Annotated in this window: 10 protein-coding genes and 1 riboswitch; of the genes, 2 read left to right on the top strand and 8 right to left on the bottom strand. The window is 63.3% G+C overall.

All coding sequences use genetic code 11. The features are described 5' to 3' along the window. Window positions 1–14: 14 nt before the first annotated feature. The 8 genes from SINAC_RS19050 to SINAC_RS19020 form a co-directional block, all read right to left on the bottom strand. Window positions 15–782, bottom strand: a complete 768-nt coding sequence (locus tag SINAC_RS19050; RefSeq protein WP_015247240.1) for a DUF190 domain-containing protein — start codon at window positions 780–782, stop codon at window positions 15–17. Beyond that, window positions 779–1348, bottom strand: a complete 570-nt coding sequence (gene crcB / locus SINAC_RS19045) for a fluoride efflux transporter CrcB (protein ID WP_015247239.1) — start codon at window positions 1346–1348, stop codon at window positions 779–781. Before crcB ends, SINAC_RS19050 begins: the two co-directional genes overlap by 4 nt. A gap of 112 nt (window positions 1349–1460) precedes the next feature. Then, window positions 1461–1628: a hypothetical protein gene (locus SINAC_RS40620; protein ID WP_015247238.1), complete on the bottom strand. Its 168-nt coding sequence runs from the start codon at window positions 1626–1628 to the stop codon at window positions 1461–1463. 109 nt (window positions 1629–1737) lie between these two features. Then, a riboswitch (Fluoride riboswitch) is annotated at window positions 1738–1818 on the bottom strand. Window positions 1819–1967: 149 nt separating this feature from the next. Next, entirely contained in the window at window positions 1968–3650 is a 1683-nt protein-coding gene (locus SINAC_RS19040) for a redoxin domain-containing protein (protein WP_015247237.1), read from the bottom strand. Window positions 3651–3822: 172 nt separating this feature from the next. After that, window positions 3823–5442, bottom strand: coding sequence for an outer membrane beta-barrel protein (locus tag SINAC_RS19035; RefSeq protein ID WP_015247236.1), 1620 nt, complete (start codon window positions 5440–5442; stop codon window positions 3823–3825). Between the two features lie 95 nt (window positions 5443–5537). Next, complete coding sequence (locus tag SINAC_RS19030) at window positions 5538–9545, bottom strand: Pls/PosA family non-ribosomal peptide synthetase (protein WP_015247235.1); 4008 nt, start codon at window positions 9543–9545, stop codon at window positions 5538–5540. Window positions 9546–10149: 604 nt separating this feature from the next. After that, on the bottom strand, window positions 10150–11247 hold the full coding sequence (locus SINAC_RS19025; protein ID WP_020467334.1) for a DUF1559 domain-containing protein: 1098 nt from the start codon (window positions 11245–11247) through the stop codon (window positions 10150–10152). 101 nt (window positions 11248–11348) lie between these two features. Further along, a complete protein-coding gene (locus tag SINAC_RS19020) occupies window positions 11349–12896 on the bottom strand; it encodes a sulfatase family protein (RefSeq protein ID WP_154673884.1) in 1548 nt (515 codons plus the stop codon). Between the two features lie 878 nt (window positions 12897–13774). Between SINAC_RS19020 and SINAC_RS19015 the strand changes: the two genes are divergently transcribed. Together SINAC_RS19015 and SINAC_RS19010 are read left to right on the top strand one after the other, a co-directional pair. Next, window positions 13775–14785, top strand: a complete 1011-nt coding sequence (locus SINAC_RS19015; RefSeq protein ID WP_015247232.1) for a DUF1559 domain-containing protein — start codon at window positions 13775–13777, stop codon at window positions 14783–14785. 109 nt (window positions 14786–14894) lie between these two features. Next, window positions 14895–15995: a phytase gene (locus SINAC_RS19010; RefSeq protein ID WP_015247231.1), complete on the top strand. Its 1101-nt coding sequence runs from the start codon at window positions 14895–14897 to the stop codon at window positions 15993–15995. The last annotated feature ends 38 nt before the right edge of the window (window positions 15996–16033 follow it).

The raw sequence follows: 16033 nt of genomic DNA, 5'->3' as shown, positions 1-16033 counted from the left end.
AAAATTCACTCACATCATTTTTTCGTTTTCGGATCGTGCAGATAACGAATGACTCTGACCTCCTCCAGCACGATCAAACCACCACCGACCATTTCATCAAGGACCGGCAGAAGTTCGGCGATTTTCTCCGGACGATCCACGACCTCAACCCGCTCGGGCACATCCTCAGATAGGCCAAAGAGGTGTGCCCGGTGGATGATCGAGTGGCCTCCGAAGCCCATGACGCCTCGCGACGCCGTTGCCCCGGCCATTCCCATCTCCCGACACCGCTCGACAATCGTGAGGGCCAGGTTGCGGCCGTGCCAGGTATCGGAGTTGCCGATGTAGACCGTGACCCTCTGCGCCTCGCCCTCGATTCGCATGGTCGTCGTGCCCCTCGTAGATGGGTTCTGATCGCGCAAGCTCGGCATGTCGCCGACCGACTCGGAAGGACTGTGAGCCCCGTCTTTCTGCGTCCCTGGATAGCGAAGGACCCGAACCGGGGCGACCGTGATGAGACCTTCGCTCACCGTGGATTCCAACTCCAGCCGCAGGAACTCCTCCACGCGTTCGGGAGCATCGACGACCTCGATCACGACCGGAAGCTCGAAGGAGGCATACTCGCTCGCAACGTCGTGCACCTGATGGTGGGCTCCGTAGCTCATTTCGACGAGGAAGACGGACGCTCCCGCCAGATGTCGAGCCCGCGCCGTCTTGATGACCACTTGGTAGAGGGGCTTGCCATGCCAATATTCATTGGCATTCAGGTAAATACGGAGCAGGCTTGCCTCCTGCGGGATCATGGCAGCCTCCCGTTCCTCGCGTCAGGCAATGGGTTCACCCCTTGAAAATCGCCCGTCGTCGAAGGAACCGACTCGGCTTCGAGGGGAGTCGTTTCACTCGCCACGACCAAGAAAGGTGTGGCGGGTTCAACGCCAGAGACACCGGTTTGACGAACAGTTCGAGGGGAATGCACCAGAGTCGAGGGGAGCACACCATGAGCAAAGCCGATCCCCAGGAAAACCGCCGCGAATCCTGCCACCACGCTGCCGGTCATGTTGGCGAGAGCCAAGACTAACTCGCCGCGCTCCCAGAGCGTCACCGACTCATATGCGAAAGTTGAAAATGTCGTATATCCGCCCAGAAAGCCGGTAATCACAAAGAGACGGACGTTGGGATGCGGCAGCCAGCGGGCCAGAGCCACAGTGAAAAAGCCAATGGCGAACGACCCCGAGACGTTGATCGCGAAGGTCGCCCAGGGGAAGTGCGAACTCCCCCATTTGCTTATCCAATACCCCAGCCAATATCGGGCGTTGACTCCCAGGACGCCGCCCACCGATAGCGCAATCGCCCTACTCCAGGTCTCCACGTGACCACCTCCCCTTTATCAGAGAGCCCAGTCGATTTCATGACAACGACGGAGTCACGGCAATGCTCGCTAACGCGATCGCTATGCCGTGGGACATGGTCTTCCTTTACATCTACATCGCTTGCAGGCGGGTGCGATCGTCCATGCCGATGGCGTACTCATCCAGAGCCTGGTGGGGCAGTACGCGATCGAGCAACTCCCAGTCGAGGGCTTTCGCCTGGTGCGAAGCTACCTCGGTACTGCTAGCTCCGTGCACATAGGAGACCGTGATCGCCCTCATGGGAGAGACTCCCCAAAGGGGGCGCAGCGAAAGGCCCCGCCGAAAACAGATCTCTCCCGGCAGGGCCTGATTCGTCCATTAATCGCCCCACCCGAAGAGAACCAGCTCTCCAAAGGTAGGGGTCATCAGCCGCAACCTTCCACGAGGCTGCGGCGGTTATTGATTGGCGAACCCCATCGCCATTATTCAGTTTATGCCGCGACGACGGGTTGTCAACTGTAGAGCAATGGCTCGATCGCGTTCGACTTCGTGGAACACCAGCGTCAGAGGACACGGACCTCGCTGCCCAAGAAACAGAGAGGCCCCATCATCACCTTCAATTCACTACACCAGCAAACATCAAGGTGCTACAGACTTCGTCAGCAGGATCACCTCGTCCTTGACGACGGGGACCAGGCCGAGCGGCTTCAGCAGTTCCTCAAGCGCCTGACGTAGTGGGACGTCCTCGGCCGAGCCTGTCACGGTGGCCTCGGGATCGATCACCCCGGCGCGACGTCCAGCCGGGTCCAGGACGAAGTTCTCATGCGTCTTGGCCTCGAAGTGCCCCGCCACCTGCTCGAGTGTTGCGTCCTTGAAGTCGAAGGTGACGTTCTGCCCGAGGACCTCCTCGATCCGGCTGGCGGCGAGCTTCTGGGATTCCGACGGCGCTCGGGCCGAACCCCCTCGCTTCGCCGAGCCGATGATGATCCCCTCCTCGCCCGGCGTTGCCTCCAGCCCGAGCGGGTCGAGCAGCAGTTCCAGCCAGCTCCGGAGCGAGAGACTCCCGCTCAATGTCAGCGGCATCGAGGCGTCGGCCTTGATGCCGGCCGCCTTGAGCGCCTCCTCGTCCAGCGTGATCGGGATGCGGGCGATCTGGCCCAGGATCTCCAGGCTCGAAGCCAGGGGACTGGCGCTCATCCCCAGGGCAATATCGCGATCGAAGGCACGGGAAATGCGCGTGGCCAGGGGGATCGGCGTCAGTTTCTTCTCCAGGGAATCCGGGCTGACCTCGCCGACGAGCTTCCCCTCCGGGTCGATCAGGATCGTCGTCGGGAAGCTACGGATCCCATAGGCCTCGATCGTCGCGCCTTGCGGGTCCTTCGGGGCGTCGAGCAGGATGGGGAAAGGCAGATCGCGGCCGTGCCAGAGGGACTTCTTGGTCTGCTCGGTCTTCGCGTCCATCTCGGCAAAGTCCTTCACGGAGCCGTCGTGGAAGGCGAGGATCTCGAACTTGTCGCGGTCGGCGGCGTGGTCATCGTAGAAGTTGATCAACTCGCCCAACTGCCGGACGCACGGCCCGCACCAGTGGCCCCAGAAATCGACCAGGACCCACTTGCCCCGATAGTCGGCCAGGGTCACCTCCTTTTTGACGCCCCGCGCATCGACCACTGACCAGGGGGGAAGCTCCTTCCCCTTGTGGAGTGCGAGGAACGTCGCCGGCAAGTCCACCGTGCCCAGGTCGAGGTCGGGCTCCTCGGCGCGAAGTGTGAGCGTCTTGTGGATGCCCTTCACGTCGGCGCCGTAGGCGTTCATGTCGTACTCGCCGGGCGGCAGGAGCATCGAAAATTCGCCCTGTCTTGAGGAGTTCTGAATCAGCCGAATCTTGCCGGGCAAGAGATTGATATAGACGTTGGTCCAGGACAAGGCCTTTTCCAGATCCTTGGAGGCGAGCTTCCCATGAACCCGCACCAAGGGGGCGACCCGGATCTCGAACTCTCGCTTCGCATCGGCGACGGGAACGATCGTGGAGCCCCCGACTTTCCGGTCGGAATCGATCGCCATCAGCGCCGCGTCGCGACCATAGAAGTCGAGCTTGACGGTGAACCGCCCTTCGGCGTCAGTAGTCACACCGCTAACGCCGACCTGCTTTCCGTCCTTCTCACGGATTCTCCACATCGAGGCGACGTTCACCCCCTCCATCGGGTTGCCGTCCTGGTCCAGCACACGTCCCTTGACCTTGACCGCCGATTCCTGGGCATGCGATGGCCCGGCCACCAGGAAGATCAAGGCAATCCCGACAATTGCGGCACGACTCCATCCCATGGTCGATCCTCCCCAATGGCGTGAAACCACGACACCCTACTCATCAAGCAATGAGCCCCATCGACACCCCCCGCCCATTGGAGCAGACCGAGGCACCATTGACAACCGTCCAGGATCTTGCAGCTTCCCATCCAAGCTCTACGACAACATTATAATTTAATATTTATAGATTTCAGAATAAAAAGAGCACATCAAATCCGAAGAAGACCTCGTTGTTCGTCCGGCCGGTCCGGGTCTCGAACGGCGGGGCACCGACGGCGCCGTCGTAGTCAATCTCGGGCCTGATCCAGAACCACGGAGTGGGCTTGTAGATCAGTCCTACCGCGGCCTCGAAATAGGTGTCGTCAAAGCCGGTCCGCACCCCGCCCTGGTCGCGGAAAGCGCTGGTCCGTACAACGCCCGTCCAGCGCTCGTCGAACGTATAGAGGACCCAGGCCCCAGTCCCGTACCAGGCCGAGTTCCGGCTCAAGCGGGGTCGATTGCTAAAGACAGGAATCCTCGTCTCCGTGCCGCTGTCGATTTCGAGGACCGTGGTCCAGCGCTTGTCCCACTCATGGCTGAGCACGCCCGAGATGAGGGTGGTCTCCTGGCCCCGGCTCCTGCCTCCGAGAGGACGCGGTAGGACTGCTATCGGCAAGGGCGCACGTGTCAGGGCACGATTGATCTGGTTCGGCCCCACGTAGTAGGCCAAGCCCAGGTTGGTTCGCTCGTCTTTCGAATCCCAATTGATCCCCCCCATGTACCCCCACTGGTTATGGGCGTCGAGGAGTCGGTCCCAGCCGTTCACGGGCGCGTTGAACACCTGGAGCCGATCCGAAATGTTGAGCGTCGTCAATAGCCCCATGTTCGTGAACGGATGCGAGTAATTGAACAGGAGTCCGGTCGACCGCAGAGGACGCCCAGGGGCAAACGCCGACTCGTAGCCGGCCAGCGAAATGAACTGGCCGAAGCGAAGGTCGAGCCCTCCCGCCGTGAGGATCGGCAAGTGCAGGTCGACGTAGAACTGGGTCGGCGTGTATCCGTAATCGTGGGAGAAAACGGGCTTCTCGAGCTGGCGAATATCGCTGAAGAGCGCGTAGTCCGTGCCGACAAGGTTGTCGAACCGAAAGCCGTAATCGATCGTGTCGACGTTCTTGAAAACCCGTTCAATGGCGAGGTAGGCCTGCGGGATCTGGGCTCGGTTGGCCAGGTCGGACGTGGTATTCGGCAGAGTCTGATGGTTCCTCGGGGCAGCCGGGTTGAAGAGAGCGGCCCCTTCGACCCAGCCGTAGATCCGGGTTGAGGACGACTCGTAGCCAAGCGCCTTCATGAACATATCATGCTGGTCGAAGCCGTCGCCGTTCTCGTGCTCATGCTCGTGGGGATCAGCCTTCGCGGCGTTGCCCTGGAGGGCCGGCGCAAGCTCGCGGCCGGGCGAACCGGGGTGGCGGGGTGCCGCCACCGCTTCGTCTTCGTCGTCCTCCTCCTCATCATCGTCGTCTTCTTCGTCGTCCTCACCCAGCCTTGACGAAGGGACGGTGCGCGTGCTCGCGTCAGATGATTGGGCACGCGCCACAAGGGGTGGCGGCACGGCGGCCTGGCTCGCGAACCGTGAGGCGCCGGGCGCTTTGGCGGCTCGTGGCGCGTGCTCCATCGAGGTCGTGCAACAACCTGCAACGGCGATCAGCAGCAGCAACGCGATCAGCGGATACCCGTGGCGCAAGCGGAGCCCGCCCCCGCCGTCGTTCGATCCCGGACAGGGAAAACGGCGACGGAGGAATAGGCAGTCCAGGATGCGCGGCGGTCCGGGCACGGACAAGACCTCCGTCAAGACACCCCGCCTCTTCTCAAAAAAAAGAGGCAAAGGTGGGCCGGGCTCACCCGGCAAGCCCCTCTCACGCACGCTCCTTAGTCGGCCAACCGGGCCGGGATTCCGCGCCAACGGCTCTCGGCCGGGAGCCGTTCCCCCTTCATGACGAGAGAAAGGGCTTCAAGCCTGGAGCCTGCCGCCATTTCCGCGTCGTAGAGAACGACCGAGCGGGTTCCCACGGTGCAACCGCGCCCAACGGTAAGTGCCGACATTTTCATAACCCGGTCTTCGAAGAGATGGGTCTGGAGCGAGGTCCAGCCGGCAACCATCGCGTCGTCGTCGACCCGGACAAGGTCGAACTCGGTCAGGAACGTGGTTTCCATGTAAACGCGCCGGCCGACGCGGGCGCCGAAGAGGCGGAGCAAAGGGGCCATGAACGGCGTGCCGGTAAACCAGTGCAGGAGCCAGGGAACCGCCACGTTCTCATAGAGCGCGGTAATCAGCTCGGTGCGCCAGACGAAGAACGACCACATCGGCACGACTCGCGGGCGGTAGCGGCCCACAACGACCCACTTGAGGGCCGCCGAGACCAGGGTCACCGCCAGGCCCGAAGCCAGGTAAACGGCGGGCAAGACGATCAGCCGCAGCCCGATCGGCCAGTCGGACATGATGAACGCCGCCTTGAGGCCGATCAGGATGGCCAGGTACATCAGGGTCGCCGGCAGGACGATCCGCACACATTCGACCGCCAACCGGCCCGCCACCAGCCGCAGAGGGGGGCGATAAGTCACACTCTCCTCGAAGTCGCCGCTATCCTGCCGGCGCGGCAGGAAGATGGCGGGCGAGCCGAGCCACGAACTGCCCGGCTCCATCGCTTCGGCCGGCGGGACGGACTGCACGCCGATCAAGCTATCGTGCGGCAGGAAGGCCGCGCCTGGCACCAGGGCCGCGTTGCCGACGAAGCTGCGCGGACCCAGCTCGGTCGTCCCCAGCACCACGCGACCGCGATGGTAGCGTGCGGCTCCGATCACGGCGAGATCGGCCACGAAGCTCTCCGCCCCCACGACGAGGAGGTCGGGGTCGATGTTCGACACGGTCGAGATCTCGGCCCGAGGCCCAACCTTGGCCCCGAGCGCGCGAAGCCAGGACGAGGTGAAAAGCGTCGCGTAGAGCGAGTTGGTGGAGCCAAGGCTCAACTCCATCAACCTATCGGAGAACCATTTCCGGAGCCCGAACCAGGAGCGCAACGCGTACACTCCCGGTCGCGCTCGTGGCATGACGAGACGCTTTCCCACCGCCACCGCGACGCAAGTTGTCAACACATAAACAAGCCCCGCCAGCGGAGTTGCGGACACGCCGTGGAGCCAGTGCTCGTAATCACCCAGGTCGTAGTAGAGCAGAGCCAGGCCGGGAGCCAGCAACAGCACGGGCAACAACTCGAGAACCAGGCTGCCGACCAGGAACCCGGCCAGCAGAGCGGGAGACCAGGGGGCGGGAGCCGGCAAGCTTTCCAACGCATCGAGCTGCGGGTCGCTCGATCCCGCGCTCGAGGGCGACCCTGCCCAGGACGCATCGGCCGGGATCGTCTGGTCGCGAGCCACGAGCGACTGCTCGGCCACGCGCGCTCCCGCCTCGATCCTGGATCCGAGCATCACGACCGAGTTGGTTCCGATAAACGCGCCCGCCCCGATCCGGATCGGCGCCAGGTGGAGCCAGCCGTCCTCGACCAGGAACGGCTCAAGGGCGACTGCATAGCCAATGCTGGCCCCCTCGCCGATCTCGATCAGGTCCGGCAGCATGAGCAAGGAGGTTGCGATCTGGCAGTCCTTGCCAATCCGGGCACCCAGCAGCCGGGCGTACGCCGGCAAGAGCGGCGTGCCGGCCAGCAGATCCAAGGGGGCAAGCTCGAGCAGCTTGCGCACGAGCCACCAGCGACAGTAGTACCACCCCCAGAGCGGATAGCGGCCAGGCTGGAAGCGGCCAACCAGGGTCCACCGAACGAGCAGCGGGAGCACCGCGCTGATCACAATCGCCAGGCCAAACGCCACGACCGTGGTCACGGCGAACCCGACGGCCGTTCCTGCCGCCGCGCCGCTCTGCGTCAGCAGGAGGCCAGGCGCGGCCAGGACCAACAGCATCAGGTAGAGCAGCCCAAACTGCACAACCCCACACGCCCGGACGCGGCGGTTGCTGTGTTGCAAGCGCGGCTCCTCCGCGCGTGCGGTCGCTCGCGGAGCCTGCGCTTCGAGATGGCCGGCGAGGAGGCGAACGGTCGGGTTGGCGTACAGGTCGGCGATACTGAGGTTACGGAACTCCGCCGCCTGGCGCAGGCTCGAGACCAGGGTGGCGGCCGTCAGTGAATGGCCGCCCAGCTCCTGGAAGAAGTCGGCCTCCACCGAGACCACAGCGCGGCCAAAGCAATGCGCCCAGGCCTCGGCCAGCCGGCTCTCCAGAGGCGTGGCCGGGGCCACGTGCGGAGCGCTCGTCGCCTCGGCCAGTCGCGGCGAGCAAGGCCGAGGAAGCCGCGAACGATCCACCTTGCCGCTGGGCAGGCTCGACAGAACGTCGACCACCTCGATATAGGCCGGGCACATATACGCGGGGAGCCGCCGGCGCAAGGCGACGTGTAAGCGAGTCCGGAGCGTTTCGGCGAGGTCCCCGTTCCTCAGCGTGATGTAGGCAATCAGGTCGCCCGATCCCCCCTCCGCCGCTCCCAACACGACCACTGCGTCGGAGACCGCGTCATCCTCCCGCAACACCGCCTCGATTTCTTGCGGCTCGACGCGGTAGCCACGCACCTTGACCTGGCTGTCAAACCGGCCGAGGAACTCGAGCTCACCCTCAGGCGTGAACCGGCCAAGGTCACCGGTCCGATAGAGGCGAGCCCCCGGTTCCGGGTCGAACGGGTTGCTGATGAAACGGTCAAGCGTCAGGTCGGGCCGGTTCAGGTAGCCGACCACAACCCCCGGCCCGCCGATGCAGATCTCACCCACCTCCCCTTCCGGCACGGGCGTGCGATCTTCTCCCAGGAGACACACCGTGTAAGTCGCCAGCGGGCGGCCGATCGTCACAGGCTTCCCGGGCTCGAGCTCGCTCCACGTCGCGGTGACGGTCGCCTCGGTCGGACCGTAAGTGTTCAGCATCCTCCGGCCGTCGCGGGCCCAGCGACTGACGAGCGCCTCGGGACAAGATTCCCCCCCCACGATCAGCGTGCGGAGCGTGGGTACCTCGCGCTCGATGGTCGCGAGCAGCGTGGGTACGCAAAAGACGACCGTGATCTGCTCCGCGATCAAAAAGTCGGTAAGCCCCGCGCCCAGGCGGCGGTGATCGGTCGGCCCGGCGACGAGGGTCGCCCCCGATGCCCAGGTCGGCCAGATCTCCTCGATCGAGAAATCAAACGCCAAGGTCATTCCCTGGTAAACCCGGTCGAGCGGACCGACTTCGTAAACAGGCCGGCACACATCAATAAAGTTGCAAACGCTTGAATGGTTGACCAAGACGCCCTTCGGACGGCCGGTGGTCCCCGACGTATAGATGATGTAAGCGGCGGCCGGGCCGGTGTGACAAACCTCGATCCGCAGCTCGGACTCGGTCGCGACGAGGTCGACGGCAAGGGTCCAGTCGAGAATCCGGCAGTTCAGGCCGCGATGTGACGGACTCGAAGACGACGAGTACGTCACCAACAGCGCGAGTTCCGCATCCTCGGCGATGAAGGCAATGCGATCGGTCGGAAGCGAGGTATCAATAGGCACGAACGTCGCGCCACACTTGAGCGTGCCCAGCAGGGCGACGTAAAGTGGCACGGAACGCTCGAGCAGCAGGCCCACCCGGTCGCCCGGCCGAATCCCGAGCCGGGCGAGGTGATGAGCGAACTGATTGGCCCGAGCATCGAGCTCGGAATAGCTGAGCCGTTCGTCTCCGCACGCGAGAGCCAATGCGTCAGGTCGAGCATCGACCGTGCGCTCGAAGAAAAGGTGCAAGTGCTGAACCGTTGGAGTCAGGTATTGATGGGGGAACTGGGATCGCCCTTCCCTGTTGCGATCAGACGCCAAGGTGACAACACCAAGGAGATGACGACCATCCTGGTCGTTTCCGTGTGCAAGCATATCCTCTCCCAACATCTCTTCATGAGCCAATGGCACTCGCGGCCAGCGGCAGCAAAATTGACCAGCTTCTCCCTTCAAGAATTCATGACTCTGAATTCTCTGAAGAGTCGGGCCAGATCGAGCAAGGCTCAATCCGTCAATTCCGCATTGGCGGACCAACCGAGCGGATCTCGAAGTTCACGAGCTCCACGGGGGGTGGTGGAAATCTCCCTGTAAAAACGTCGCATGCACAGCGCGAATTTACCCTTGATCTAACAAACGCACCGGAACAAAGTTTCTCGCAATCTATTTTATCTTCGCGACGAGTTTTTTTTGGGACGCACCCGACCCATTTTGTTCTCATTCCTGGGAAAAGGCGGAGAGAGGAACGCGCGTCCCCTTGACGGAAAGCAAAAAAAGGGAAAAAGGCCATGCCCACCCGACGCGGGGAGAGCATGACCCACCGTAATTTCGCCTTCAAACGGGTGAGACCAGTGTAGTCGCCCTAAGTGCGACTCACAACGGGTGAACCGTTGCCGACCCGCTCAATCCTTTAGCCTTCAACGTTCGTTGCTCCCCATAGGCTCATCAACTTCGACAGTGGCGCATGAGACCGAGACCACGATCAGAACGAGTCGGCCGAGATGATCTCGCCCTGGGCGCGGGTGCCGAGCGACCAGACCACGGGCATCGCGGTCGAATCCTTGAGGAACCGGACCGAACCGTCCGCCAGGAGGATGTTCGCCCCCCCGGAATGGTTGCTGCTCATGTTAAACATCCCGGCGGCGGCCAACGTGTTGGCCGACCCGGCGCTGCAGTTGGAGTATTTGGCGTTGGGGGGTAGAAGCGTGCTGCCCATCGTGTAGCCGACCAGGCCGAAGGCCCAGGCCTCACCCAGGATGGGCGTGAAGCTCGAACGGGTCGTCGCCACCGCCTTGGTGCAACTGTCGATCCAGGCCTGGAACCCGAGTCCGTTCAAGGCCGGCATCACCTCGGTGCCGGCGGCGGTCCGCGAGGTTCCCGAGGGCCCGCTGCCGAAGAAGACGATATCGGTGGAAACGGTGACGGTCCCGATGGTGCCCGTCCCGGTCTTCCACTCCGCGAACGCGATCGTGTTGCTCGACCCGTCCTGAATGCTGCTGAGACCGAAGGTGGGTCCGGTCACCTGGAAAAGGCCGTTGGGAGGACCGCCGGCTTTGGACGCATCCCATTCAATCCCGGCGCCGTAGGAGGCGAAATAGTTGTTTCCCGTGGCGCGTTGGGAGTTGTGCGTGCTGGTCCAGCTCGGCTCGATGCTCGACGGGCAGAGGAAGGCGGCGACCCGTGTGGCCGTCACCGTCGAGTTGATCGCCGTCCCCGCCGTGTCGGACTTCACCGAGATCGAGAAATTCGCGGCGTTATACAGGGCCGACTGCTCCAGGGTGGGCAGCAATCGAGCCTGCGTGCTGAAGTCGCCGTTGGTCCGCGTTGACCCATCGGCGTTCCGTGAAGCCAGGGCTCCCGGCGGGAAGGTGTCGCTGGTCGTGTGGTAATTGTGCAGGGCCAGACCGATCTGCTTGAGGTGATTGACGCACTCCATCCGCCGCGCCGCCTCCCGCGCGGCCTGGACCGCCGGCAACAGCAGCGCAATCAGCACGGCAATGATCGCGATCACGACCAGCAACTCGATGAGCGTGAAACCATGAACCGACCGACTCTGAGATCGACTCGAAGAAACCATCATGACGAATTCTCGCTTTCGGAAATTCACAAATTCTGAAAATATGAACATTTTTTGCGGAACAAGTCCGCAGCGTCGCTGGGGATCGGCCATGCGCCGAGTCCTCAGCGTGTCGGCAAAGGGAGAAAATCCCAGTCGAGGATCATCTTTTCGGCGAGTGCCGCCTTGAGCTCTTGCTCGACGTCGGCGACCTCGGCCCGTCCGGCGAGGTTGTCGAGTTCGCCGGGGTCGGCGCGGAGGTCGTAGAGTTCGAAGGTCGGCCGAGGGGCCGTGAAGTAGGCGCGAACGAACTGCGGGGCGAGCTCGCCCGCTTTGTGGGCCGCGACCATCCCTTGCCAGCCGGGATCTCGCTGACTGTCGATGGGGCCAACCGGCTGGTGGGGCGTGCAGTTATAGATCAGTTTATAACGATCCGAGCGGACGCATCGGGCCAGGTCGAAGGTGGCGGCAGAGATCTGCGGTGTCATGGCACCATCGGCGACGTGGGGGCCGCGTTCGGCGAACACATAGCGGCGAGCGTCGAACGCCTGGCCCCGGAGCAAAGGCAGGAAGCTTTTCCCGCTCATCGACTTGGGGGGCTCGAGGCCGGCCGCCGCGAGCATCGTGGGTGCGAAGTCCTCGCCCGAGATCAAGGCCCGGCTCGATTCCCCTGGCTTGACCACCCCCGGCCAGCGGACCAGGAGCGGAACATGGATGCCCCGGTCGTGCAGAGCCCCCTTGCCGTGCGGGAAAGCCATTCCGTTATCGCCCATGAAGACGACCAGAGTGTCGCCAGCAAGTCCCCGGGCGTTCAGCACGTCGAGGACGCTCTGAACATCGCCGTCCAGATGCTCGATCTCGGCAAGATGGCGGGCCAGGTCGTCACGGACGCCCGGCAGGTCGGGGAGATCCGGGGGGAGCGTGAGCTTCGCCGGGTCGATGGCACCCCGCAACCCTTGGGTATCCCAGGGGTGATGCGGGTCGCTGAAGCCGAGCCAGAAGAACCAGGGTTTGCCGGCCGGGGCCGCGTCGAGAAACGCCTCAAGACGGTCGCCGTACCGCGACCACCCCTTGGCGGGTTGCTTCTCGACGTAGTCGACCCGGTCCTTGAACGTCCGCAATCCGTGGCGGTCGAGCACCTCGGTCGTCACCGTCGGCGCGAGACGGCCCCGGGCCGCAGGGCCGTCGAGATGATACGACCGCCCGCCGACCCCGGTGAAATACCCCGCCCCTTCGCGGAGCAGGTCGGGGAGCGCCCGCACGTCGGACGGCAGCGGCGAAGTGAAGCGGACCATGCGGACCGCCACCGGCGACCGCCCTGTCATCAGCGCCGCGCGGGACGGTACGCACTGCGGACAGCTCACGAACATCGCGTCGAACCGCAACCCCTCCGTCGCGAGGCGGTCAAGGTTCGGCGTCCGCACATCAGGAGAGCCGTAGGCCCCAAGATACGGGGCGCTATGATCGTCCGAAAGCAGAAAGAGGATGTTGGGCTGGCTACCCACCGCAGGGGCCTGCACCAGGGTCAGTAGGCCAACGACGAACACCAACGCGATCGGCCATGACCGCCGGGGCCCTCCACGCCACCACGAACCGCTCACCATCGGCTCACGGCAGAGAGCCGACGGGACAGCCCCACACCCTCTCGTGAACCGCACTCCTGTCGTCATCATTCCAAAACTCGCAAAGCCGACCCGTCACAAGAAAAAGGACGAATCAAAGAAAAAAAAGGATCGAGGGCGACATCGCCGAGCACCGCGCAGTAAACACCCTGCGCATCCGCTCATCCCGCTCAGACACACGGCGATGCCCAAGTCGTAAGTTCGTGAAGCTGTTAACTTTCCAACATCAACCCAAGCGACTGGCCCACCGGTTTCGGCCGGCCAAGGACAAGCCCCAAAGCCACTTGCCCTCTCGTTAGCAAGATGCCCTTGGCATGACAACGCCCCAAAATTGGGGACTACCAGCCTCGTCTCCCCTATCTTGATCGGCTTAGTCTAGTTTCGCAAGACCAGAGCCCTCACAAAATCAAATCAGAGTCATTTCATTTTCGATTTTTCTGCTATCCAATAATCACCATTTTATTATGCATTTGCGTCTGATTCTCGGTCGGACCGTGCGAAAAACGGCCCCGCCGATTCCAAAGCAAGACGCGATCCCAGCGCAGGGGAGAACGAATGGCCACCAGCCGTTGCACAACGGATCGCAGTCGAAACCAATAAGGTCAAAGGACAAATCGTGAGCGTCGAAGTCGCCTGAGTTTGGCGTGACGAATGTGGACCGGGCCGCACTGAAAGCTGCCGCCAAACTCGCAAAAGGTGCGTGCGATTTTGGATTACCCGGGTCTCAGGATGGCGACCTTGTCCTGTGGCATCAAGTGCAAATGCATGCGTCGAACATAAATTTGCAATTTCTAAGACTTATAACAATTCGCTCGCAGTTTTTTCACATTAAAAACTTAAGATCCGGCGTGTCTGATGCTCTCGGGCACGTTCCGCGATGTCGCGTGACGTCCCGCGAGGGATTACGCTTTGATCCGATTACAATAATCATGAGCACATCTCGCCAACGTGGATTCACCCTGATCGAACTGCTGGTCGTCATCGCCATCATTGCCGTCTTGATCGCGCTTCTCTTGCCCGCCGTGCAGGCCGCACGCGAGGCCGCACGCCGGATGCAGTGCGTCAACAACCTCAAACAGCTCGGCCTCGCCGTGATGAACTACGAGAGCATGAACGGCGCCCTCCCGCCGCAACAGACGATGGTCATCACCGGCAACACTCAACCGACGCAGTACACCTCGTGGGGCATCAGCGCCCGCTTGGCCCCGTTCATGGAGATGGGGCCGATGTACAATGCGATGAACTTCTCTTTGAAGTACAGCCACGAATCGAACACGACCGTCAGCTACCTGCAAGTCAAATACCTGCTCTGCCCCAGTGAGCCGAACATCACCCCGCCGAGCGGCAGCCAGTTCGGCGTGTCGAACTACGGCTGGTCGGTGGGCGACTGGTACGTCTTCGGCGGCGGCGGCGCGATCCCCAACCGGAGCGCCTTCTGCGTCAACCTCAGCCGGAGCCTCGCCGCCTTCACCGACGGCCTGAGCAACACCTTGCTCTCGGCGGAAGTGAAAGCCAGCCAGCCGCTCTACAAGTCGTGCGCCACCCCGTCGGGGATCAGCCCCACGAGCTACCCCGCCGATTCCGCCACCTCGGCCGCATTCGTCGCCCAGAACTACAAGGGCGGTTGCAAGGCCGATACCGGGCACACGAAGTGGTCGATCGGCTCGGCCTGCTATGACGGGTTCACCACAGCGCTGCCGCCGAACTTCAAGATGATGGTCGGGACCCCGCAAGTGGACATCGACTACGACACCAACGACGAGAACAACGGCGGCCCGACCTACGCGGCCATCACCTCGCGCAGCTACCACTCCGGCGGCGTCAACTCCCTGTTCGGCGACGGCAGCGTCCGCTTCATCAAATCCACCGTGAACGGCGCGACCTGGCGTGCTCTCGGCACGATCGCAGGCGGCGAGGTCATCTCGGCCGACGCTTACTGACCCGGTCCTGCCCCCTCCTTAATTGCCCGACTCCAGGCCCTTTTTTTTTAAAAAAAGGGACCTGGGTCGGGCCAACTCCTTTAAAGTGACTCGCGGAACTTAAAGCAATATGCCCACGACCCCTCGCCGTCTCGCGGCCCGTTCCCTCTTCCTGCTCACCCTCATGGGGGCCGGCCCGGAGACGGATGTCGTCCTGGTGACCCCGACCGCAAAGGTCCAGACCGAGCCTGTCCCCACCGAGGGGGACGCCGCCGACGACCCGGCGATCTGGATTCACCCCGTCGACCCCGCCCGGAGCCTCGTCCTCGGCACCGACAAGAAGGGGGGACTCCACGCCTACACGCTCGACGGCCGCAGCCGCCAACTCGTCTCCCCTGACTCGCGGCCGAACAACGTCGACATCCTCTGCGGGTTCCCGCTCGCCGGCCGGACCGTCGACCTGGCGATCGCCAGCGTCGGCAAAGGGACGCGATCACCGGGGGTCAAGGTCTGGACGATCGACCCGGCGGACGGCAGGCTCGCGGAGACCGGCAGTGGCCCGACCTTCACGGCCTTCGACGGCGGCGTCCCCTACGGCCTCTGCACCTACCGGAGCCCACGCGACGGCACAGCCTACGTCTTCGTCACCGACCGCGACGGCGCGGTGGAACAGTACCGCCTCGATCCCCCCGCCGCCGACAACGACAGGCAGGCGATCGGAGCCACCCGCGTCCGCGCCTTCCGCGTCGGTTCGCAATCCGAAGGGATCGTTGCCGACCGCGAACGGGCCCGGCTCTACGTGGCCGAAGAAAAGGTCGGCATCTGGGAGTACGGCGCCGAACCGGGCGACGGCGCCGACCGCCGAGCCGTCGCACGCGTGGGCGAGCACGGCCTGACGGCCGACGTCGAGGGGATCGCCCTTTACTACGCTCCCGAAGGCAAGGGCTACATCCTCGCCTCGAGCCAGGGGAACAGCACGGTCAACGTCTACGAACGCAGCGGCGATCATGCCTACGTTCTGACCATCGACCCCAAGGCCAGCGGGAACGGCGACGTTGCCCACACTGACGGCCTCGACGTGACCAACGAGCGCACCTCGCCCCTCTTCCCTCGCGGCCTCCTCGTCCTTCAGGACGGCGAGAACGCCGGCCGGCAAAACTTCAAACTCTTCGCCTGGGATGAGGTCGCGAGCCACCGCCTCGTCGTCGACACAACGCCCGCTCCCCGCTAACGGCCGGCGATCAGTAAGCCCTTTGACACGGAACGACT

Origin of the sequence: Singulisphaera acidiphila DSM 18658 (genome assembly GCF_000242455.2) — a bacterium.
GTDB lineage: Bacteria > Planctomycetota > Planctomycetia > Isosphaerales > Isosphaeraceae > Singulisphaera > Singulisphaera acidiphila.
Note: the sequence above shows the minus strand (reverse complement) of the source record. Positions and strands in the feature narration are given on the sequence as shown.

Bases quoted from the DNA above. Each gene is read 5' to 3' on its own strand.
- SINAC_RS19050 (WP_015247240.1), bottom strand. From the start codon at position 782: ATGATCCCGCAGGAGGCAAGCCTGCTCCGTATTTACCTGAATGCCAAT.
- SINAC_RS40620 (WP_015247238.1), bottom strand. From the start codon at position 1,628: ATGAGGGCGATCACGGTCTCCTATGTGCACGGAGCTAGCAGTACCGAG.
- SINAC_RS19040 (WP_015247237.1), bottom strand. From the start codon at position 3,650: ATGGGATGGAGTCGTGCCGCAATTGTCGGGATTGCCTTGATCTTCCTG.
- SINAC_RS19030 (WP_015247235.1), bottom strand. From the start codon at position 9,545: ATGCTTGCACACGGAAACGACCAGGATGGTCGTCATCTCCTTGGTGTT.
- SINAC_RS19025 (WP_020467334.1), bottom strand. From the start codon at position 11,247: ATGATGGTTTCTTCGAGTCGATCTCAGAGTCGGTCGGTTCATGGTTTC.
- SINAC_RS19020 (WP_154673884.1), bottom strand. From the start codon at position 12,896: ATGATGACGACAGGAGTGCGGTTCACGAGAGGGTGTGGGGCTGTCCCG.
- SINAC_RS19015 (WP_015247232.1), top strand. From the start codon at position 13,775: ATGAGCACATCTCGCCAACGTGGATTCACCCTGATCGAACTGCTGGTC.
- SINAC_RS19010 (WP_015247231.1), top strand. From the start codon at position 14,895: ATGCCCACGACCCCTCGCCGTCTCGCGGCCCGTTCCCTCTTCCTGCTC.